The sequence below is a fragment of the Pseudoalteromonas sp. MB41 genome, from assembly GCF_020966275.1.
Lineage (GTDB): Bacteria > Pseudomonadota > Gammaproteobacteria > Enterobacterales > Alteromonadaceae > Pseudoalteromonas > Pseudoalteromonas lipolytica.
The window spans coordinates 51239-73186 of record NZ_JAJJZF010000019.1 but is presented as its reverse complement, the minus strand read 5'-3'; the positions used below and the strand labels follow the sequence as shown (position 1 = coordinate 73186).

At 39.0% G+C, this 21948-nt stretch carries 21 protein-coding genes; 9 read left to right on the top strand and 12 right to left on the bottom strand.

Annotation, left to right across the window (positions count from 1 at the left end; translation table 11 throughout):
- Positions 1-3471: a PAS domain-containing hybrid sensor histidine kinase/response regulator gene (locus LPA49_RS16400; RefSeq protein WP_230237287.1), complete on the top strand. Its 3471-nt coding sequence runs from the start codon at positions 1-3 to the stop codon at positions 3469-3471.
- Positions 3472-3529: 58 nt separating this feature from the next.
- Here the strand turns inward: LPA49_RS16400 and LPA49_RS16395 are convergent, their stop codons facing one another.
- Entirely contained in the window at positions 3530-4621 is a 1092-nt protein-coding gene (locus LPA49_RS16395; RefSeq protein WP_036973959.1) for a ParB family protein, read from the bottom strand.
- A gap of 2 nt (positions 4622-4623) precedes the next feature.
- The gene (locus LPA49_RS16390; protein WP_036973958.1) at positions 4624-5835 is read right to left on the bottom strand and encodes a ParA family protein; all 1212 of its coding nucleotides are present in this window, start codon (positions 5833-5835) and stop codon (positions 4624-4626) included.
- Between the two features lie 224 nt (positions 5836-6059).
- Here LPA49_RS16390 and LPA49_RS16385 point away from each other — a divergent pair, with 224 nt between their 5' ends.
- A complete protein-coding gene (locus tag LPA49_RS16385) occupies positions 6060-6518 on the top strand; it encodes a hypothetical protein (RefSeq protein WP_230237285.1) in 459 nt (152 codons plus the stop codon).
- Positions 6519-6734: 216 nt separating this feature from the next.
- Here the strand turns inward: LPA49_RS16385 and LPA49_RS16380 are convergent, their stop codons facing one another.
- From LPA49_RS16380 to LPA49_RS16370, 3 genes are all read right to left on the bottom strand, one after another.
- Entirely contained in the window at positions 6735-7721 is a 987-nt protein-coding gene (locus LPA49_RS16380; protein WP_230237283.1) for a hypothetical protein, read from the bottom strand.
- 215 nt (positions 7722-7936) lie between these two features.
- Positions 7937-9217: a Y-family DNA polymerase gene (locus LPA49_RS16375; RefSeq protein WP_118845455.1), complete on the bottom strand. Its 1281-nt coding sequence runs from the start codon at positions 9215-9217 to the stop codon at positions 7937-7939.
- Between the two features lie 2 nt (positions 9218-9219).
- Positions 9220-9642 (bottom strand): LexA family transcriptional regulator, encoded by a 423-nt coding sequence (locus LPA49_RS16370; protein WP_036973999.1) that lies wholly within the window; start codon positions 9640-9642, stop codon positions 9220-9222.
- A gap of 197 nt (positions 9643-9839) precedes the next feature.
- Between LPA49_RS16370 and LPA49_RS16365 the strand changes: the two genes are divergently transcribed.
- From LPA49_RS16365 to LPA49_RS16355, 3 genes are all read left to right on the top strand, one after another.
- Positions 9840-10157 carry a hypothetical protein gene (locus LPA49_RS16365; RefSeq protein WP_230237281.1) on the top strand — a complete coding sequence of 106 codons (318 nt, stop codon included), beginning with the start codon at positions 9840-9842 and terminating at the stop codon, positions 10155-10157.
- Positions 10154-10501 (top strand): IS66 family insertion sequence element accessory protein TnpB, encoded by a 348-nt coding sequence (gene tnpB, locus LPA49_RS16360; protein WP_230237279.1) that lies wholly within the window; start codon positions 10154-10156, stop codon positions 10499-10501. Before LPA49_RS16365 ends, tnpB (LPA49_RS16360) begins: the two co-directional genes overlap by 4 nt.
- 64 nt (positions 10502-10565) lie before the next feature.
- A complete protein-coding gene (locus LPA49_RS16355; protein ID WP_230237277.1) occupies positions 10566-12095 on the top strand; it encodes an IS66 family transposase in 1530 nt (509 codons plus the stop codon).
- A 70-nt stretch (positions 12096-12165) separates the two neighbouring features.
- Here the strand turns inward: LPA49_RS16355 and LPA49_RS16350 are convergent, their stop codons facing one another.
- A complete protein-coding gene (locus LPA49_RS16350) occupies positions 12166-12420 on the bottom strand; it encodes a hypothetical protein (RefSeq protein ID WP_230237274.1) in 255 nt (84 codons plus the stop codon).
- Here LPA49_RS16350 and LPA49_RS16345 point away from each other — a divergent pair.
- Complete coding sequence (locus tag LPA49_RS16345; RefSeq protein WP_326847807.1) at positions 12404-13009, top strand: hypothetical protein; 606 nt, start codon at positions 12404-12406, stop codon at positions 13007-13009. The two genes, LPA49_RS16350 and LPA49_RS16345, sit on opposite strands and share 17 nt — an antisense overlap.
- Positions 13010-13043: 34 nt before the next feature.
- Entirely contained in the window at positions 13044-13508 is a 465-nt protein-coding gene (locus tag LPA49_RS16340) for a hypothetical protein (RefSeq protein ID WP_230237272.1), read from the top strand.
- Between the two features lie 134 nt (positions 13509-13642).
- Here LPA49_RS16340 and LPA49_RS16335 read toward each other — a convergent pair whose 3' ends face one another.
- The 5 genes from LPA49_RS16335 to LPA49_RS16315 form a co-directional block, all read right to left on the bottom strand.
- Positions 13643-15676 carry an alkyl/aryl-sulfatase gene (locus LPA49_RS16335; protein ID WP_230237270.1) on the bottom strand — a complete coding sequence of 678 codons (2034 nt, stop codon included), beginning with the start codon at positions 15674-15676 and terminating at the stop codon, positions 13643-13645.
- 125 nt (positions 15677-15801) lie between these two features.
- Entirely contained in the window at positions 15802-16809 is a 1008-nt protein-coding gene (locus LPA49_RS16330) for an AraC family transcriptional regulator (RefSeq protein WP_230237267.1), read from the bottom strand.
- 146 nt (positions 16810-16955) lie between these two features.
- Complete coding sequence (locus LPA49_RS16325; protein ID WP_230237264.1) at positions 16956-18485, bottom strand: IS66 family transposase; 1530 nt, start codon at positions 18483-18485, stop codon at positions 16956-16958.
- Between the two features lie 64 nt (positions 18486-18549).
- Entirely contained in the window at positions 18550-18897 is a 348-nt protein-coding gene (gene tnpB / locus LPA49_RS16320) for an IS66 family insertion sequence element accessory protein TnpB (RefSeq protein WP_230237261.1), read from the bottom strand.
- Positions 18894-19211, bottom strand: a complete 318-nt coding sequence (locus LPA49_RS16315; protein WP_230237259.1) for a hypothetical protein — start codon at positions 19209-19211, stop codon at positions 18894-18896. Before LPA49_RS16315 ends, tnpB (LPA49_RS16320) begins: the two co-directional genes overlap by 4 nt.
- A 164-nt stretch (positions 19212-19375) precedes the next feature.
- Here LPA49_RS16315 and LPA49_RS16310 point away from each other — a divergent pair, with 164 nt between their 5' ends.
- Positions 19376-19678, top strand: coding sequence for a hypothetical protein (locus LPA49_RS16310; RefSeq protein WP_036973954.1), 303 nt, complete (start codon positions 19376-19378; stop codon positions 19676-19678).
- Positions 19679-19876: 198 nt separating this feature from the next.
- Here LPA49_RS16310 and LPA49_RS16305 read toward each other — a convergent pair whose 3' ends face one another.
- On the bottom strand, positions 19877-20941 hold the full coding sequence (locus LPA49_RS16305) for a YeiH family protein (RefSeq protein WP_138557673.1): 1065 nt from the start codon (positions 20939-20941) through the stop codon (positions 19877-19879).
- A gap of 106 nt (positions 20942-21047) precedes the next feature.
- On the opposite strand from LPA49_RS16305, the gene LPA49_RS16300 reads away from it, so the two are divergent.
- Positions 21048-21929, top strand: a complete 882-nt coding sequence (locus tag LPA49_RS16300; protein ID WP_138557674.1) for a LysR substrate-binding domain-containing protein — start codon at positions 21048-21050, stop codon at positions 21927-21929.
- Positions 21930-21948 lie beyond the last annotated feature (19 nt).

The window sequence follows — 21948 nt, the reverse complement described above, 5'->3', positions numbered from 1 at the left end:
ATGGATATTTATAATAAAGGTGGTGCAAGTTTAGTTGGTTCGAAGGTATTTTTAACAATAGTTTCCTTTGTGTTTTTTATTTTTGCCTTATTTGCAGTTTATTTTTTTGAAGGACACGTTAAAAGTGATGTTTTAGGGTCAATTGATCAAGAGTTTACTGAGACACAAGAGCGCTTAAAAGAAATAGTAACTAGTTCAATTGCTGAGTCAAAATCAGATCTCCGCTTTTTATACTCAACTCCCCCTATATCGGGATTACCAAGAGCTGAATTTAATGATGGAATTGATCCATACGATGGTACTACATACAACCAGTGGAAAGAGCGTCTAGAAACCATATTTATTGGTTTTATGGAAAATAACCTTGCAGTTGAGCAACTTCGTGTTATTGCTGTTACTGCCGAGGGTAGAGAGTTAATACGCGTGCAAAGAGTAGGCGCATCTGTAGAGGCTGTGCCTGACTACTCATTGCAGGCTAAAAGTGGTGAGCCATATTTTTTACCAAGCTCTCAACTTGAAACGAATCAAATTTACATGTCACCACTCACTTTAAATAAAGAATTTGGTGAAGTGGTTTTTCCCTACCAGCCAATGCTACGTTTTTCTATTCCCATCTTTAGTGATAAAGGAAAGCGGTATGCATTTTTAATTATGAATGTAAATGCTAATGCACTCATTGATAATCTTAAACGAACCGTTTTTAACTACTCTGATTTAATTATTAGTAGCTCTGAAGGTGACTTTGTCTACCATCCTATTGAAGAATATCAATTTTCAAGAGACTTAAACCCTGAAATAACGTGGGATAAAGTTTATAGTCAGAAAGTTCAATATCAGGGACTCTATACGATAACTTCAAAACTTAACCCTGACCTGCAGTTTTATGTACATTCTACAAAAGTGAAGACAAAGCCTAGAAATAAGTATGGTTACATCAACTTTAATCTTTTAGTGCCTGAAAAGTACGTAGAAACGTTAATTAATGAGAAGCGAGAAATTACTTATAGCTTCTTAGCTGCAATAGGTGTTTTCACATTTATATTACTTATAATGTTTTATCGAAATGCAACAAGAAGTCAGTTCTTAGCAGAAGCTCGCAGAGAAGCCTCTGCAATAGTTGATGGGTCAATCGATGCAATCGTTGGGTTAAATTTAGAAGGTGAGTTAACAAGTGTAAATAATACGGCGGAGCGTTTGTTGTCAATTTCTAAAGTGACAGCATTAGGGAAGCTAGCCAAAGATGTTGAGTTTCTTTCAAAATTACCCATCCACACCTACGTAACTGATATTCAAAGCTCTAAATCACAAATTAAAGATGAATTATCTGAACAATTTGACGAAACAACGCTTCATTACGCTATATCTGTTAGCCCCGTTTTTTCTGAACACAATACCTTAATAGGGCTTGCTTTAATTATTAGAGATATAACAAAAGAAAAAGATGCAGAGATAAAAGTAAAACGATTAAATACAGAACTAGAAGCAAAAGTTCGAAAGCGTACTCAAGCGCTTGCAGAGGCCAAAGATGATGCTATTAAGCATAGCGATATAAAAAGTGCTTTCATATCGAATATAAGCCATGAGCTCCGTACTCCGCTTAATGGAGTCATTGGTACTTTAAATATTTTAAAACGAGAAGAGTTGTCTGGTAAATCACGAAACCTTGTTGAAATGATGGAGCTAAGTGCGTCAAATTTAAATCTATTAATTAATGACATACTTGATTTATCAAAGATCGAAGCAGGTAAATTGGATCTAAATCTTAAAACAATCAATCTACAACTGCTAATTGAAAGGCTAGTTGAATCGAGTGCTATTCGAGCCTTTGATAAAGGGTTAAATGTATATTTAGATACCAGTGACTTAAACTGTGAGAATGTTAAAACAGATCCGCTCAGACTCACTCAAATTTTAAATAACTTAATCAGTAATGCGATAAAATTTACTGACAAAGGCTATATCAAAGTCATTGTTAGTTCTGAGCGCATATCAGAAGATACACATAATTTAAAAGTGAACGTCCAAGATACGGGAATAGGGATCGCGCCTAGTACACAAGGACAATTATTTGATGCATTTCAGCAGGCAAGTACTGCAATATCAGAAAAGTTTGGGGGGACTGGACTTGGCTTGTCTATTTGTAAACAATTATGCCAATTAATGGATGGAGACATTTCTGTAAGTTCAACGTTAAATCAGGGCAGTGTTTTCACCTTCAATATTAAAGTTCGCTGCAGTGGAGAAAACTCTCAGGTTACTGAAAAATGCTACGAGAATAAAGCCATTTTGGTGGCGAGCAGTAATCCGAATATTTGGGAGGTTTTAGATAAGACAATCAGTTTACAGGGCGGTATTGTTAGCACATGCTCTATGGCGGAGATTGGCGCACATAAAAGCAAAGCTTTTGACTATGTGTTCTTAGACTATGAAGATGATACTACTAATAACATAGGTTCAATCATTGAAGTTTTAAGCGAAAATAGCCAAAGCGCTCAGTTTATAACACTTCATCAGCCAGGAAACCCACTTCCTAAAGGTATTGCGTCAAAAGTATCTCAAATTACAAAGCCTGTAACCCAAACAGAGCTGGTGCAAGTAGCTGGCTACGAAGTGCCAAAAAGTGACCCATTATATCTACTTTCTGAAACCAGCGGCTTTGAACTTTCAGATGATGTTATTGAGCAATTAAAAGGTTGTACGGTATTGATTGTCGACGATAACGAAATCAACATTGAAGTTGCTAAAGGCGCATTAGATGAGCTGCCTATAAATATTTTAACAGCAAGTAATGGACGAGATTCAATTGAACTTTTAAATCACTTCAACACAAGTGAGAAGCAAATAAACTGCATACTGATGGACTGCCAAATGCCAATTTTAGATGGTTATCAAGTATGTGAAAAAATACGCACAGGAAAAGCAGGAGAGTCGTTTATTGATATTCCTATCATTGCAATGACGGCAAGCGCGATGGCTGGTGAAAAGGAAAAATGCTTAGCTGTGGGGATGAGTGATTATGTGAGTAAGCCAATTGAGACAGTTAAAGTATTAGAAAAGGTCGTCAAATGGTCGTTATCAAGCTACGAGGGGCAATCTAAAGCAATTCCTCTTGCCGGAAATAAACTCAAAGAAGAAAAGCTCTGGGACCGCGAACAAGCCCTTGCACGATTATTAAATAAAGAAGTCTTACTAAACAAAATTTGTGAAGTGTTTGTTGTAAAAGTACCTATTAAGGTGCAGGAACTAATAGAGCAACACAAAAAAGGGAATAGTGAAGAAGTCCGTCAAATAGCGCATGCGTTAAAAGGGATGTGTGGTGAAATAAGCGCTAACAAATTAAGAGAGTTATTCTCTGATATTGAGGTGATAGCTGAGAAAGGTAATTTGGATATAGGCGCTCAACTAGTCACGATCGAACAAATGATACCTAGGTTAGTAGAGGATATCGCAAGGCAGCTGGGTAAATTATGAACAAGGATGAATTGCTGCTATACAGGTGAGTTTACAAACTCACCTGTACATGAATTTTCTATTGTAAACTTTCATTAAGTATGTTTGAAATTGCCTCATCTAACTTATCTTGAATATCCTTCGGAACTCGACCAAATTCATAAGAAAAGTTTCTTCCTTTCACTTTTTTGCGAGCAAACTGATCTTTATTGTCAAACTTGAATAATGTCGTCACAACTGGTTTATCTGTAGCTGGCTTGAAGGACTTAGACTCATCAGCTATTAGTTTGCTGAGTTTGTCTTTAAGGTCTTCTTTGATAAAGCCACCGCTAACTTTTAGCTCATTAACTTTACTTTTTAGCTCTTCAGTGAAATCACTTAGTTGATCACCTAATAAAGCCTGTGTTGCCAATAGCGCTTTATAGTCACTGTGGTTGAGCAATGAAATATCTGGAAAAACAGAAATTAAATCACTATCGATTGTTGCTGCTTGTAGTGCTTTACTTACCTTTGATTGACTTAAGCCATGACGTTCCGCTAACTCAGCCTGGTTCAACTTTTTGCCATGTTCAGCTAAGTACGCCTCTTTGTCTCGCTCTAGGCGTAATCCAATTTCACGTAAGCTGTGCTCTTTAACTGACTGTAGTGATGTAGCGAGAGCCTTTGCATCGCTTAGACTGATTTCGTCATCAGTAACTAGCATTGAGAAAGTTTCTATAGCACCGTTTTTCTCAAGTACATAGGCGCGACGGCGTGAACCATCAAGAACGTCAATCTTGTTATCTGACAGACGTCGACCAATTGCTGGGTAGAACTGTTGATTATCTAATGTTGATAAGTCTTGAAGCGACTCTTCTGTTAATAGTGATTGCTCGCGCCCGTTGATTTCAAAAGTGACGACTGTATTTGATTTAAGCTGCTCATATGACAACGTAACCGGTGTGAATGTGGCTTCTTGGCCTGACTTTAATGTCCAGACTTTACTTTGACCTACGCTGACTACTCCCAGATGCTTAGAGAGCACTTCATCAAGTGGTGTTTCACTCTTTTCAGCTTCAATTCTCAAGCGCTTGGCCAAACTCTCAAGTTGGTTCTTATTGCTATCTGCAATAGCTTCTTCTGAGCCTGCTGTGTTGCCGAGTGGAGAGACTATACCTCTTTTTTTAGCCATTTTTATTGCTCCTTCTCTTGTTCGCGCCACACTTTTTGAATATCGCGGTGTAGTTGGCTGGTAACTTCATATCCATTTTGTTGTGCATTCTGGAAAGTCATCTTGGTTTTAGGGTATTCACTTTTAGACATATCAAATACGGTTGATAGTAATGATGAAGCTTGTCTCACAGCTTCACTATTGTTGAACTCTGTTGAGTAAAGGTAAGTTGAAAAACTATCATAAAGGTTGTTCTGTAAATCAGTAGTGGTTGAACTCTCTTTATGATTTGTAAGCAGTATTTTCATAAAGTCATAACCCGGGTGTTTTGCATTTTTTAGTAGCGTCCATACTTGCGGGATATAACTAAAATATGAGCACGTAGCATCAATATCATTTTCAGTAACAGATAATGGGAAAATAACACTCGTACCAGCGTAGTAAGCGTTGTATGTCGCGTAGCCTAATGATGGAGGCGTATCTATGATAATGATATCGAATTCATCTTTAACTTGTTCAATGATGTCGTGCAGTATCGAGTAAGGAGAGCTTAGTTGCTGGTTGAATACTGCTTCATGAAACCAGCCCTCAATTGCTCGATCTGATTGTGAAGCTGGTAAAATACGCAAGTTAGGAATAGTGGTCGGCAAGAACGCTTCACTGATAGCTTCTTTTAGCGTTTCGTTTTCATCAAGCTCATAGTTCCCCATGATTAAGTCACCAACAGATAAGCAGCCTTCTTGTGCTGATTCAGGGGCATAATACATTGATAAAGTGCCTTGGCCATCCATATCAATTAAGCCAACACGATAGTTTTGATGAAACTCAGTTGCCAAACCAGATGCAGCTGTCGCTGCAGTAACAGTCTTACCAACACCGCCTTTTTGATTTTGAACAACTATAACTTGTAGGTCTTGGCTTTCACTGCGAACAAATGGTAATTGTTTTTTAAGTTCATCCGGAAGTGAATCTCTTACTTTGTAGACCTCTTCGATATCCAATAACCACTGACTCTCTTCATGTCTTCTTGGGTTAATTTTTAGAGCTTTGCAGTACTTATCTAACGTTCTTGCATCAATATCTAAGTACGCCACTGCTTCAGCTTTAGTAAACACTCTAAGCTCTTTGCGGTGGTTATTTAGAAGGCGTCTATTACGGCGTTGGATGTACAGTTCTGAACCTTCTTTTAGCTCGTCAAACGAGATATCGGTAGCTTCTACTTTAGAGATAGTCATTGTGAACCTTACTGAATGTGTTTTTTTATAGTGTATGCTTTAATTTTTAGATGGTAAAGCGAAAATTAATGCATGAGCTAATTTTTAATGCTCAAAAAATATTATCTCAAATTCTTCTTAAAAAAGCCTGTTTTTCTTATAAATTTTGATTTTTTCACGCTGTTAAGCGCGATTTACTGGATAGCATAGGATGGTCGTCAGTTATTAATTATCTGGTGTTTTCTATGAATAATCAGCAATACTCAATGGCCGAGCGATGGCTTAATTTATTTGAGCTGTGTTTGGGTTTGATGTTTTTTAGTGCAGGAGCTTTCTATGCTTATCTGTTTTGTATGACAGGTAAAACTGATTTCATATTGCTATTTGTGACGTTCATAGGCTTTGTGGCTGGTATAGCAATGATAGGGAGAGCCATCGTTTGCATGTCTGCTTGGCACTCACATCACAATCAAAGGAGTTGTAATCGAATGTTTACTTTAAAACGAATTGGGCATGATGACGTTAAATTAAGTGATGTTAAGACGCTTGAAGATATAGTTAGAAAACTAGTTTCGTCATATGCTTCTATCCGTATTACTAAGAAGAGTGGGTTGAATAATGTTATCTTCGTTACCGTTGAAAATGGGGTTGTAAAGGATACATATACAGGAGAATTGATAGACTTTGAAGCATTGGGCAGTTAACACCATGAAAGTGTTTATATACTGGCTAATTCAAAACCCTAACATCTTAGCTATGATTTTATTAGCTTTCCTCTTACTCACCGCGATTATATTCATAATTTTATGCTTTAACTTTAGCCTGGCTTTAGGGCTGCTTTATTTAGTGTGTGAATACGCGGCTATACGCTTCCTACTAATGCCTTTCATTAGTGAAGTGCTGCGCCCATAGCTAGCGCACTAATAGAATAGCTTGGTACGCTCCATGAGCATGCTAATAGCATTAGACTCCCTGCTTTTAACTTTAGGTGATAGTAAATCTTTGAATTGCGCTGTTTCAAATACATGGAGATGGTTATCACCTTGTATTGATTTACAGTTAGGGCAAGTGTTTGCCCAGTACTTACCGCCGTATTGCTTAGAAAATCTCAGCTCAATTGTATAAGGGCGCGGAAATGGTGGTTCATCTTCGCAAAATGGCGTCCCTAACCACCAAAACACGGGGATTACTTCTGAACATCTATAGCAAGTTTCAATGTCGGCTATGAACGGCTTATCTGGGGATTTGCGAGCAGTTGTGTACAGCTCTCTAGGAATTGAGAACTTATCTGCAACAGCAATTATTTTAGAGCCTTTCTTGCTGGTATTGCTGCATGATTGGCAAAGCCTTGGTGATAGCTTTGAGTTTAGAGGTCGCCAATTGTATGGATCTTTAAGAACGTCAGAGGCATTAAGTTTGATCCAGCTTCTTAATGCCGAACCATTTGAAATGCTATATGGTCTCCAGTCTTGCTCTTGTTCAGATACAATTTCGATGCCCAAATAGATTGACTGTCCTTTATGGCTAAATTGCCCAATCACATCACATACTGAGTCATGGTAGTAATAATCAGTTTGAACCCCTTCAAATGTACAATATTTTATATCTCTTTGTATTTCTTTGAGGCATTGATAGCAATTTTGATGGATCTGTATTGTTGTCTCAGCCTTTTTGTTTTCTAAGATGACATCTTTAATTAGTTTTTTGGCTTTCTTATAACTATCACTTAGGCTGATGCAGTTGTTAGTTTTTGGGTGGATGAGCATCTTATTTTGCATAGAAGACAAATCACACATAAGCGCTTCACCACAATATGGACAAGTATAGGTTCCGCCCACTTGAATCGATTGAGCTGCAATTAAATGGCCTGAGTAATTGATACCAAATGGGACCGGTATTTCGTGCATATTTGTATCTTTATTTAAGGAATTATTTAAGATAGTCTGCTATACATGATTTAATAACATTAAAAAACACTATAGGTGCATCATGGAAATGCCCGATTTATCGCATAATTTTAAGCTATTCATGTTGGCTTTTAACATTACCATTCTTTCAATTGGGTTGGGTTATTTTATTTACTCTGGGGTTTATACCTTGGTAGGGTTCTTCTAAATAATCTTTATGCTTTCGCAATAGGTAAATCTGAAAGTTTTGTTGTATAACTCAAAGGTGCTAAATCATCTTTAGGCCGCCAAGACTGAGAGAACCCTTCACTTGCGAGCTTTATTGCACTACGTCCAAATTTTCTATTTATCTCATCAATGACCAACGTTTTTGAGCTAATATTCAGTGGTAAAGTCTCAGATAACAGTTCAAGTTGTTGCATATCATCGTGTAATGAAAGTTCTTCAAAAATAACGCCAGCTTTTTTGTATTTAAACCCCTTCTTATAAATAGCTTTTAATGCAAAGCTTGCATAAGACACCAGTGTTGATGTATCCGCGGTGGGGTAGGGTAGTTTAATTGATTGTGACTTATGATACTGCGGCTCTGCCTGTCTAAATGAATCTGTGTGGATGAATATTGTTATTGCCGATGTGTAAGATTTAAATCGACGAAGTTTAAACGCAGCCTTTGTTGCATGTGCTGTAACAGCTTCAGAAAGCTCCGTAAGCTCTATCACCGGTTTTCCCATACTCTGAGATACGCAAATTCTATCGCGAGAGTCGTTTACATCTTTCAATTCAACCGCAGATTTTCCTCGTAACTCTTCCACAGTACGGGCAAGAACAACTGTGAACGTCTTTTTGATCCAACTAATGTCGGCATTTTTAAGGTCATACCCCGTATAGATTCCAAATTTATTTAGCTTTTTAGTAGTTCTACTTCCAACCCCCCAAATATCCTCTACAGGAGTATGTTTGAGAGCCCAATCAATTTTGTATTGTGAATCTAATACAACCACACCATTGGTGTGTTCTTTCCACTCTTTCTTTTTGGCGCAGTGACTTCCAAGTTTCGCTAGTGTCATTGTCTGAGATATACCCAAGCCACAACTAATACCTAAGTTCCTCTTAAGTGTCCTCTGTATGGTGTGTGCGTAGTCTTTTATATCTTTTGTAAAGTTTATATCGATGCGCCCAAAGCATTCATCAACAGAGTATCGTATTGTATCGAATAGGAAGTACTCTAACTCGGTATGAAAACGGTTACTCAAATCACCAAACAGCGTGAAATTACTCCCCCACAAGTGACCACCATGCGCAGCCACCAGTTGTTTAACTTTAAATGCTGGCTCTCCCATTTTGATACCTAAATCTTTGATAGCTTGATTTCGAGCTACAACATTGCCCTGGTTAGAACTAAGAACGCCAAGAGGGGTTTTATCAAAGTCGTATTGGGGGTTAAAGAGTTGGCAAAACGAAACGTAAGCAGCATTGATGTCGCAAAGAACCCACATAATTAGAATATCTTGATTAAACCAGTGACAACGCCCCAGACTACATGAGTATCCCAGTCATTGTTTTCATCGATATCAATTTCAATTGGCTCGAAGTCGGGGTTTTTACTAATAAAAACGGCTTTGTTGTTTTTTAATTGTAGTTCTTTCACAACAAATTCGTTGTCTAATGTAGCTAATACGATTCGTCCAGTTTTAATTGTTACTGACCTATCTACAACTATTATCGAGCCGTCAGTAATGTCTGGGGACATGCTGTTGCCTGACACCCTGAATAGGAATGTACTACTAGGGCGCTTAATTAGGAGCTCATCTAAACTGATTGAGTCGGATAGGTGATCTTCGCATGGATTGGGGAAACCTGCAGCAACTGAAAAGTCTGCAATAGGTAATTCTGTGGTTGAAGGGGTAAGTTTGCTAAGCATAATCACAAAATACTGTACAAATAAACAGTAATTTTAGATGTGAATATTCCACATTACAACCAAGAAGTTTCTTTTAGGCTCGCGGTCTATGTGATTTCATCAATTATTAGTTAAATTGTAAACGTCTAGCCAAGCACACCTAATACCAAACCCCGCAGTTTATTACGCTAGTTCCAAAATTCACAAGGAACTAGCGCATGACTAAAAAGAATACCAAGAACGCCAAACACGACTGGCCAAGCATATTCGCTTATCAAAAAGAGAGCGGCTTAACGGTTGCAGAATTCTGCTCTATACATAAAATCAGCAGCTCTGCCTTCTATCTCAATAAGCAGCGACGCTCGACAGGCAATAACTTTGTCGAAGCCAAAGTTGTTCGGCAAGTGTCTGAACAAGTCACTCAAGTTACACGCTCTAAGAAAACAATCACGCTAATCACCCACGCAGGTGAACTGTCTTTTCCTGATACGATATCGTCTGACTTTTTAGTCAGTGTGATAAAGGGCTTATCATGAATATGTTTGTTCAGCCTTCCCATATTTATCTTCACCGACAGTTTGTCGATTTCAGAAAATCGATTAACGGTCTTTCTGTCATCATTGAGTCAGAAATGAACCTACCCGTCATGAGCGGTGCCTTGTTCATTTTCTGCAACAAAGCCAAGGATAAATTGAAGATACTCTACTGGGACAAAACCGGCTTTGCCTTGTGGTACAAGCGCCTAGAAAAAGATAAGTTCAAATGGCCAAGCCGTATTGATGAAGCGTGTTTAGAATTGAATGAACAGCAGTTGTCTTGGTTGCTGGAAGGCTATGATGTCATCGGTCATCAAGCTGTCAATTATCAAAATATTATGTAATAAAATCAGGCAAATAGTATAAATAAAAACAGCAAGTTAGCGTGTATTTTGTTAAAATGCACGCATGAAAACAGACATCGAATCACTCCCTGACGACCCTATTTTACTGAAGAAACTTCTCGCAGAAAGAGATGAGACTATCGCTTATCTTACTGAGCAGTTTCGTTTAGCTCAGCATAAACAATTTGGTAAAAGCACTGAAGGCTACCCGGGTCAGGGCGAGCTATTCAATGAACTTGAGCAATTAGCAGATGAGTCTGAAGCGGAACCGACTGAAGCCGAAAAAGAGTCCATCACCTACGAACGCAAGAAACCTGTTCGTAAACCTTTACCGAAAGACTTACCACGCGACATCATTATTCACGACCTAGCAGACGCAGACAAAAGCTGTGATGACTGTGGTCATGAATTACATCGCATGGGTGAAGATAAAAGCGAGCAGCTTGAATTCATTCCTGCCCAGATCAAAGTCATTGAACATGTGCGACCTAAATATAGTTGTCGTCATTGCGAACAACATGCAACGAAAGTCACGATTAAACAAGCGCCGGTTCCGGCTTCACCCATCCCAAAAAGCTTTGCCACGACTAGCTTGTTAAGCCAAATCATTACCAGTAAATATCAATATGGCTTACCGCTTTATCGTCAAGAAAACCTGTTTAAAGAATATGGCATCCCGCTCAGCCGACAAACAATGTCGAGCTGGTTGTTGAGGTGTGCAGACTTACTCAAACCGCTTTATGACAAATTGCATCAACATCTCTTGCAGCAAAACGTAATACAAGCAGATGAAACCACACTAAAGGTAATCGAATCCGACAAAACCAAATGTTATATGTGGTTATATTGCACCGGTACCGACTCACCCGGCAGTAATCACACAGACATTCCCAATATCGTGCTGTATGACTTCCATGAAAGTCGAGCGAGCCAATGTGCGATTAATTTCCTACGAGGTCATTCAGGCTATTTGCAGGTAGATGGTTATCAAGGCTATGAATCAACCCAAGCTACATTAGTGGGCTGTTGGGCGCATGCAAGGCGCAAATTCAAAGAGGCTGATATAGCGCAAAGCAAAGGCAAACCTAAAGCAGGAAAAGCAACCTGGGCGATGAGTCACATCAAAAAGCTTTATCGAATTGAAGCTACCATAAAGGATAAATCGCCCAGTGAAAAACAGGCGTATCGAATCGAACATGCGACGCCCTTGCTGGAAGAATATAAAGCCTGGCTGGATAAGTCGATTCTGCAGGTTCCACCTAAGTCGGCTTTAGGAAAAGCACTCGCATATAGTTTAAATCAATGGCCCAAGCTGACACGCTACTTAGAAGATGGACATCTGAATATCGATAACAATCGTTCAGAAAGAGCAATCAAACCCTTCGTGATTGGCCGGAAGAATTGGCTCTTCTCAAACACCACTAGTGGTGCTCATGCCAGCAGTGTTCTTTACAGTATTGTTGAAACAGCAAAAGCGAATAACCTCGTGCCATTCGATTATCTTCATCAGGTTCTTAGCGTATTGAGCGAGGGTAACGATGATGACACCCTGACAGCTCTATTGCCTTGGAATGTTAGTTTAGAAGTTAGATGACAGGTGTGCTTCGCGTGACGCTTACTCCTAACAGTTCTGTATGGCCGGACCTAAATCCAAGTGTTTTAGGTTAGTTGCTCTCTATAATGTCGCAATCCACTAGTGACCAGGTATCATTTCCCAATACAGTCTTGACCTTGATTGCCTTTTTGTTGGAAGCGTCTATAACCACACCTGTTTTGTTAATAACACGGTTATATAAATCTGTTCCTCTAATGACCTGTTTTTCAGGTGAGTCTGAGTCTAATTCTGCCCATAGAACAAAGTGATCATCTCCACTTTCAATATGCGTATGATCTAGATCTTTTTTGTTCAGCCCTTCCATTAGCTTTTTGGCGGCTTGGTATTCTTTAAATCGTTCAGATTTAAGTGGAGAACGTAACCAGTGGTATTTTCAACGATATATTCAGCACTTGCCAAGCAAGGGTGAAATAATCCTATTTGACAGGTCTTGGTATAACCGTGCTGGTGTCGAGAAGGTAATGGGTTTTTGTAATGATCAAGAGTATCTAGAATTCCTTCGACAAGTTCCTGAATTGGAGCGTATGCTCGTCAATAGTGGAATTTTGTTATACAAATATTGGTTTTCAGTTAGCCGGACAGAGCAATTCAATCGCTTTAAATCGCGCCAGAAAGATCCCTTGAAACAATGGAAGTTAAGCCCTGTAGATATGGCTTCTCTTGAAAAATGGGACGATTACAGCAAAGCAAAAGATGCCATGATGTTCCATACCAATACTAAAGATGCGCCATGGACCATTGTGCGTTCTGATGACAAAAAACGTGGCCGAATTAATTGTATGCGTCACTTTCTATCCACTGTAGATTATCCAGGAAAAGATAATCGGGTTGTCAAAAGTCCCGATCCTTTGGTTGTGGGCTTACCAGAAACAATGTATGGCGACAGCCAATAAAACGATTTAAATAAATTATGTATAGGATAAACAAATGAAAGATAAGAAAACTCTGGAATCGCTGATTAAACAGAATAAAAAGAGCTTGAAAAAGCTTACAGAAATTTCTGAAAAAGCGACTAAAAAAGCTAAAAAGGCTTTAGAAAAATCCAAAAAAGCTCAACTGATGGCGAAAAAAGTAGAAAAACAACTTGAAGATGCAATTAAAGAGTTGAATGAAGTTAGAGCTGAAAATGCTGCAAAAAAGAAAGCTGCTAAAAAGTATATGCAAAAAAAGGCGAAGCAACTTGCAGAGAAAAGTAAAAAGAGATCAGTCAGTGATAAAAAACAAAAAGCTAAAGAATCAGATAAAAAGGTAGTTGATAAACCAAAATTAAAACCTAAGGCAAAGAAATCATCAAATTCTAATAAGACATCTAAAAGCAAGTCGACCTCAAAAGATAAAGTGCCCGTTAAGGTTAAGGTAGCCTCAAAACCGAAAACCAAATCTAAAAAGTAGCCAGGTAATTTGAGATACTGAAGCTTGTATAAGAATGTAAGTTAATAGGCCAGAAGCATTTAATTCTTTGGTGTGAATTACCTAAAGTAATGCATAAAAAAAGGATTAGCTTCTGGCAGAATCTCCCGAATAAATCAGGGAGTGACGATATTAAACGTACCTTGTGGATTGCCTAGTAGGCTAAAGAAGCTAATTAAATCCAGTTTACTTCCCTCTACCTGTAAATCATCGCCTAATAAAACATCTTTTAGGTTGGCGTCTCCTACAATAATATCGATAAATAAAGCGCTGGTGAGAACTAAGCTTGCGTCGGCTTCAACAGCCTGGAAAATTTTCTTATGACGAAGGACGGCGTTTTCGAGCATAAGTAAATAACTTTCATTGATATCACTAAAGGTGATTTTTATGTTGAGTTTTTTTCCATCTGCTTTCGGGCCATTTAAACGAACCGACATACTGTCAAAAAAGTAAGCAACTGGGGTTTTGAGTAAGACTTCTTTCATTACCGCTGGGCTTATGCCTTTATCCGGTCCACCATGTCTTAACTCATAGGCCCCACTCAGATAAAAGTCTCGCCAAGGTGCGGATTCAGCTTGATAAGCTAGTTGATCATAAACTTTTGCAAGTAGTTTTTTCGCATCAGCGTTGTTTTCGTCAGCAAAAACTGCGTGATTCAGTAATTCTGCCAGCCATCTGTATACATCTGAGCCTTCTTTAGCATTCATACTTGCAGCTTCATCAAATTGACGACTGGCCTTGCTAATGACGGCTTCGGCTCCCCCCATCATCTCTATATAGCGTTTGGCAACAGCAGGTTCAGGTAATTCATCCAGTTTTGAAGGGTTAGCGGTGAACCAGCCTAAGTATCTTTGATAGACTGCCTTGGCATTATGCTTGATCGTTCCATAGTAACCCTGGTTATGAAAGTCTTCATTCAGGCTAGCAGGTAGCGTTAAGTTTTCGGCGATTTCCTTTGGCGTCAGTCCTTCATTCATCATACGCACACTTTGGTCGTGAATGTATTTGTAAGTATCTCGTTGCTTTATCAAAAAGTCATTGATTTTATCATTTCCCCATAAAGGCCAATGATGGCTAGCAAAGTAGACTTCAGATTCTGGAAATAGCGTTCTTGCCTCATCTATATAAGCGCTCCAAATTTTCGCATCACGCACCTTAGCGCCTCGGAGCGTATAAAGGTTATGCATGTTGTTGCTGACTAATTCAGCGCCACAAAACGCTTTGTGATTAGGCAGGTAAAAGGTGAATTCAGCGGGCGCTTCAGAACCATGTACGGTTTGAAAAATAAATGGCACACCATCAATCGTTAATTTTGTTTGGGTTTCTTTAATAAGTTCACTAGGGGACTCAATTCCGAAAGAGCCAAATGCGGGTCCTTTACCTAAGCCGGTATCAACATGACCCCGTTCGTTTCGTGCTAGTCGTTTGCCATACATATACATAGCGCGTCGACTCATTGCGGTTCCAGCAATAATGTTTTCACTTGTAGCTTCTTCTTCAAAACCTTCTGGTGCAATGATTCTTAGTGCTTGTTTTTCACTTTCACCTAAGTGCTGCATGATTCCCTGAACACCGCCAAAATGGTCCATATGACTATGAGTAAAGAGGATGGCCTTGATCGGGTGTTTACCCAAATGCTTTTGCGCAAATAAAAGTGCTTTGCTGGCAGTTTCTTTTGAGGTGAGTGGGTCAACAATGATCCAGCCATTATCGCTTTCAATGATGCTCATGTTGGCAAGATCATATCCACGAATCTGGTAAATTCCCTTAGTGACTTCAAAAAGACCATGGATATTGTTTAGAGCGGCTTGGCGCCATAAACTTGGGTTAACAGAATCTGGAGAATTTTCTCCGTTTTCATCAATGAACTTGTATTCGTTCATATCCCATACAACATCACCATTTAATTGTTTTATGATTAAACTTTCATCTTGAGCAATAAGACCTTTGCGTGCATTGTCAAAATCGGATTGGTTTGAAAATGGACGTTTTTCCAACATTGATTTATTGGCCTTTATGGTGGCCGAAGTGGGAGCCGTATGACCTTGACTGTTTGCACCTGCTTCATAGTCAATGGTCTGATTGCAGCCCAATAAGTTGAAGACGAGTAAGCAAATAGAAATAGGTGGATTCAATAATTTTTGTACCATACAAGCCTCATGTTTAATTAATAATGTACTTTAAGTTTCCAGTTTAGCTTTACACAGAACAGTTGCTTATCCTGATAGGACAAAGTTATGTCCTGACTGACCAATCACCTAATTGAATTGAACCCTTAAGGTTTGCGAAAAGTAGTGGGGCAATGTGTAAACCAGCGAGTAAAGGCTCTTGAAAAATTACTGGTATCGTTGAAGCCTGTTTTTAGAGCGATTTGAGTGATACTTAGGTCAGTATTAGTCAGATAGTGCTTAGCCATTTCCATACGGCTTTTCTGTAGAATTTCCCGGAAATTTGTGTCTTCTTCTTTAAGGTGTCTCCTCAAACTTCGTTCACTCAAATTAAGTTGCGCTGCCACTTCAGCAATATTGATTTCGCTATTCTCTAATTGAGCAAGAATAAGTTGTGTGACTCGATTACTGAAAGATTGTCTATTCAAAGAAAGAATATAGTCTTTAACCAGCGTTTCATTATAGGCGGCAATTTTTGTATCACCCATCATAGTCACTCGCTGCAAGGTATCTCTTTTTAGCCAGAGGCAATTTTGGCTTGCTGAAAAAACAATCTCTGCCTGAAAATAATCTTCCCAGGGTTTAGCATTCTTTGGTTTATTTTTAAAAAGTTCTACTTGGTGAACGATATGGTTTTCTGCACCTAATTGTTTTGCAAAATGTACTAATGTGGCGAAAAAACTATCAATGGCCATTGAGTGGATAGGAACAGACAAAATTGGGTCAATGCAAAAGCCGATTAAACTAGGTTTACGCTCAATCCTAATAGTTGCTGAGTTGCTAATTAGCTCGCTATATTTACCCATTTTTAAGAGTGCATTTTCCAGATTGTCGCTTGTCAGCATTAATAAACCCAGCGCCCGAAAATGCATTGGTTGTACAAAGCTAGATACTTTTAAGCCAAATGAAGGGTCGTTGGTTTTGGATTCGACCAGTTCCCAAAATCGGGTCATTTGTCGAATATCTATTCGGCCATCTGGATGATTAATAAAGTCTGAGCGGTTTAATTGAGATTCAATTAATAGTGGGTTGGGGTCAATGCCCTGAGACTCGAGCGCTTTACAAATTGCAAGTGGCCAAGCAGCCAAGGTAGTGTATTCAACTGGGCGATTCATGGTTTATTTTTTTTCGCTTTTAAGTTTGCTTTGTTGTTTTAACAGCTTAGCAGGGAAACGCTTTTTAACGTATTTGTTAGCTTGATGAAAGCGGGAAAAATAATTCTTGAAGAAAATAAGCGTAAGCGTCACGCGAAGCACACCTGTCATCTAACTTCTAAACTAACATTCCAAGGCAATAGAGCTGTCAGGGTGTCATCATCGTTACCCTCGCTCAATACGCTAAGAACCTGATGAAGATAATCGAATGGCACGAGGTTATTCGCTTTTGCTGTTTCAACAATACTGTAAAGCACACTGCTGGCATGGGCACCACTAGTGGTGTTTGAGAAGAGCCAATTTTTTCTGCCTATCACGAAGGGTTTGATTGCTCTTTCTGCACGATTGTTATCGATATTCAGATGGCCATCTTCTAAGTAGCGTGTCAGCTTGGGCCATTGATTTAAACTATATGCGAGTGCTTTGCCCAAGGCCGATTTAGGCGGCACCTGCAGAATCGACTTATCTAGCCAGTCTTTATATTCTTTCAACAAGGGTGTCGCATGTTCGATTCGATACGCCTGTTTTTCACTGGGCGATTTATCCTTTATGGTCGCTTCAATTCGATAAAGCTTTTTGATGTGACTCATCGCCCAAGTTGCTTTTCCAGCTTTAGGTTTGCCTTTGCTTTGCGCTATATCAGCCTCTTTGAATTTGCGCCGTGCATGCGCCCAACATCCTACTAACGTAGCTTGGGTTGATTCATAACCTTGATAACCATCTACCTGCAAATAGCCTGAATGACCTCGTAGGAAATTAATCGCACATTGGCTCGCTCGACTTTCATGGAAGTCATACAGCACGATATTGGGAATGTCTGTGTGATTACTGCCGGGTGAGTCGGTACCGGTGCAATATAACCACATATAGCATTTGGTTTTGTCGGATTCAATTACCTTGAGTGTCGTTTCATCGGCCTGAATTACCCCTTGCAGCAAGAGGGTTTCATGCAGTTTGTCATAAAGCGGTTTGAGTAAGTCTGCACACTTCAGCAACCAACTCGACATCGTTTGTCGGCTAAGCGGGATGCCATATTCTTTAAAAAGGTTCTCTTGACGATAAAGCGGTAAGCCATATTGATATTTACTGGTAATAATTTGGCTTAACAAGCTCGGCGTGGCAAAGCTTTTTGGGATAGGTGAAGCCGGAACAGGTGCTTGTTTAATCGTGACCTTCGTTGCATGTTGTTCGCAATGACGACAGCTGTATTTGGGTCGCACATGCTCAATGACTTTGATCTGGGCAGGAATGAATTCAAGCTGCTCGCTTTTATCTTCACCCATGCGATGTAATTCATGACCACAGTCATCACAGCTTTTGTCTTCGTCTGCCAGGTCGTGAATGATGACATCGCGTGGTAAGTCTTTTGGTAAAGGTTTACGAACAGGCTTCTTACGCTCGTAGGTAATCGACTCTTTTTCGGCTTCAGCAGGCTTTGCTTCAGACTCATCTGCTAATTGCTCAAGCTCATTAAATAATTCACCCTGACCCGGGTAGCCTTCGGTACTTTTACCAAATTGTTTATGCTGAGCTAAGCGAAACTTTTCTTCGAGATAAGCAATCGTTGCGCTTTGTTGTGCAATAATTTTCTTGAGTGCATCAAGGTCATTTGGAAGTGAATTTAGGTCTGTTTTCATGCATGTATTTTAACAAAATACATGCTAACTTGCTGTTTTTATTTACACTATTTTCCTGATTTTATTACATAATATTTTGATAACTAACCGCTTGGTGACCAATGACATCATAGCCTTCCAGCAACCAAGACAACTGCTGTTCATTCAATTCTAAACACGCTTCATCAATACGGCTTGGCCATTTGAATTTATCTTTTTCTAGCCGCTTATACCATAAGGCAAAGCCGGTTTTATCCCAATAGAGTATCTTCAGTTTATCCTTGGCTTTGTTGCAGAAAATGAACAAGGCACCGCTCATGACGGGCAAGTTTATTTCTGACTCAATGATCACAGAAAGACCGTTAATCGATTTTCTGAAATCGACAAACTGCCGGTGAAGATAAATGCGGGAAGGCTGAACAAACATCTTCATGATAAGCCCTTTATCACACTGACTAAAAAATCAGGTGATATCGAATCGGGAAAAGACAGTTCACCGGCTTGGGTGATTAGCGTGATTGTTTTCTTAGAACGTGTAACTTGAGTGACTTGTTCAGATACTTGCCGAACAACTTTGGCTTCGACAAAATTATTGCCTGTCGATCGTTGCTGCTTATTGAGATAGAAGGCAGAGCTGCTGATTTTATGTATAGAGCAGAATTCTGCAACCGTTAAGCCGCTCTCTTTTTGATAAGCGAATATGCTTGGCCAGTCGTGTTTGGCTTTCTTGGTGTTCTTTTTAGTCATGTGCTAGTTCCTTTTGAATTTTGGAGCTAGCGTAGTTAACTGTTAAGTCAGATATTAGGTGTGCTTGGCTAGACGTTTACGTTAAATTTAAACCTTTTTCCCAGAATCAGGCGCGATTTAATGCATATGATAGCTTTGGCAAAAATATATGAGCTGGAGTAACTATGGATTTATGTTCAATTTCTGCGGAAGACGGTGATAAAGCTGTTTTCTTCAATGGGGTTTTGATTGCATACTATAATGCAGCAACTGATGAGCCAAACGTGTTATCTTTTGTTGAAAGTGTTGCTGATAATTTGAGTAGCGCTTCTGGTGCCAATATTAAAAAGGCGAAAATAGACAAAGCTCCTGACTTTGTTCATTGGGAGCAGAGCAAACAAGTAGAGAATATACTTTGGCCCAATGAAACAGCTAAACCTCCTATTTCTGATTTTTTCTCTCCAATTGAGCTGAATTCTCAACCATAAACATTCATAATAGTTTATCGCTTGACCGCTAAATTTTGCCTTCGCAGGTGCGGTCAAGCGCTCCTCTTAAAAAATCATGTAGTAAATTTTTATTACTGTATTTGAGAGAGATTTCACGTCTACTCGCTAACGACTAGGAAGCAAGATCAGACTAATCATATTTTGCACTTTTAACGATTCGCCTGTAGTTGAACCCAACTATAAAAGTGCTTTTACTCCAGTGTTAATTCCGAAACCGCCTAACGTTAAAAATATAAACAAACAACTTCCCAAAAGTAGGGGTCTTATTCCAGCTTGACGAATTGCCCCAATGTGAGTTCGTAGTCCCAATGCCACCATGGCGATAGTGAGTAATATATTATCAAACCACACAATATTGTTTGTTGTACTCTGAGATAGGTTAATTAGTGAATTACATCCACTTACTAAAATGAAGTAAACCGCAAACCAAGGAATTGATAGGTCTGAAGATTTTTCTAAGTTATAGTTTTTCTTTGTATCCTTTCGTTTTTGCCAATATGATAAACCAAACAAAAATGGGGCAAGCATCATTACCCTTAACATTTTTTCAATTACTGCCGTGTCGGCTGCATTTGCACTAATAGCGGTACCCGCAGCAACTACCTGAGCTACTTCATGAATGGTTGAACCAACAAAAATACCGTATTCGTATTCACTCAACCCTATATATTCAAACATTAAGGGGTAAGTAAACATACTTAGGGTTCCAAATACAACGACTGTTGCGACCGCAATAGATACTTTATGTGCTTGTGCTTTAATAACTGGTTCTGTTGCCATTATTGCTGCAGCACCACAAATAGAGCTCCCAGCACCAATAAGAATAGTTGTTTGCTCATCAAGTTTAAATAAACGTTTACCTAACTGAATTGCTAGGATAAATGTACCTAGTAATATGGCTAAATCAATAACTAGCCCTAACCAACCAATTTCTGTTATTTGTGAGAATGTAATTCTAAAGCCAAATAAAATGATGCCAGCTTTAAGTAAGAAGCTTTTTGCGTAGTCTACTCCAATATCAGTATGAGTTGCGATACGGGAAAACAAACTGTTTCCTACTATGATGCCGAGGATAATTCCAATAGTGAGTGAACTAACTTGTGCATTTTGCAAAACGGAAAGTTTACTTAGGGCTATTGATATACTTGCTAATGTAATTACCAACATTAGGCCCAACCACCATCGACTATCTGTGAGTTTTTTTGTTTGGGATTTAAATAGACACCGCGTATAGAACAACATAAACGTCCTTCAATAAATTGCTTTATTTACTTGACTGCATTTTAGAAAGACCCAAAATATAACTCCAATACATTAATTTTATGATTTAATAACTTAAGGTTATCTTATGAACTTGAACGCATTGAGAGTCTTTTATACTGTAGCGAAATTGCAAAGCTTCTCGGGTGCGGCAGAAACTCTTTTCATTAGTCAGCCAGCGGTATCTAAAGCGTTAAAAGAGCTAGAGCATCAATTAAGTCTTAAACTTATCGAACGTGCCACAAAAGGGAGAAAACTCGCATTAACTGAGGGCGGAGTTGCTTTATATGAACATGCTCGTAATATTTTTGCTATTGAAAAGACGGCAATAGACGATATAAAGTCACGTACCGGACTAAAGCGTGGCACAATTGTCATTGGTACTAGCACTACAATTGCAAGTTATTGGTTACCACCTTACTTAGCCAGGTTCTGTAGTGCTTACCCAAATATAAAAGTTGAAGTGAAGGTCGAAAATACGGAAAAGATTGAACATGCGTTGCTTGAGTGCTCAATTGACTTGGCTCTTGTTGAAGGGACACCAACAGAAAAAAAGATAGTACCTACACACTGGCAAGATGATTTGATGAGTGTCGTTACCCCACCTCATTTTAAGCCTAGCCCTAATATAAATGAATGGCTTAACCAACAGTTTTGGTTACTCCGTGAGCCAGGCTCTGGAACACGTGAAATGTCAGTTAAAATGTTAGAAAAACAAGGTATAAAAGTTAGCAATAGTATGCAACTAGGGAGTAATGAAGCTATAGCTCGCTCAGTCGCACAAGGAATGGGAATAGCCATATTGCCAAATGTGGTCACAGAAGATTTAGTGCAACTAAAAAAGTTAAAGCGCTTGAGTCAAGTTAAAGGTGAAATGCTATCTAGGCCTCTATATCAGTTACAATGCCGAGGTAGATCTTCTTCACATTCTGCCGAGGCATTAAAAAGAATTTTATTTTCAGAAGTTTAGCTTCAAGTGCATCCGCAAG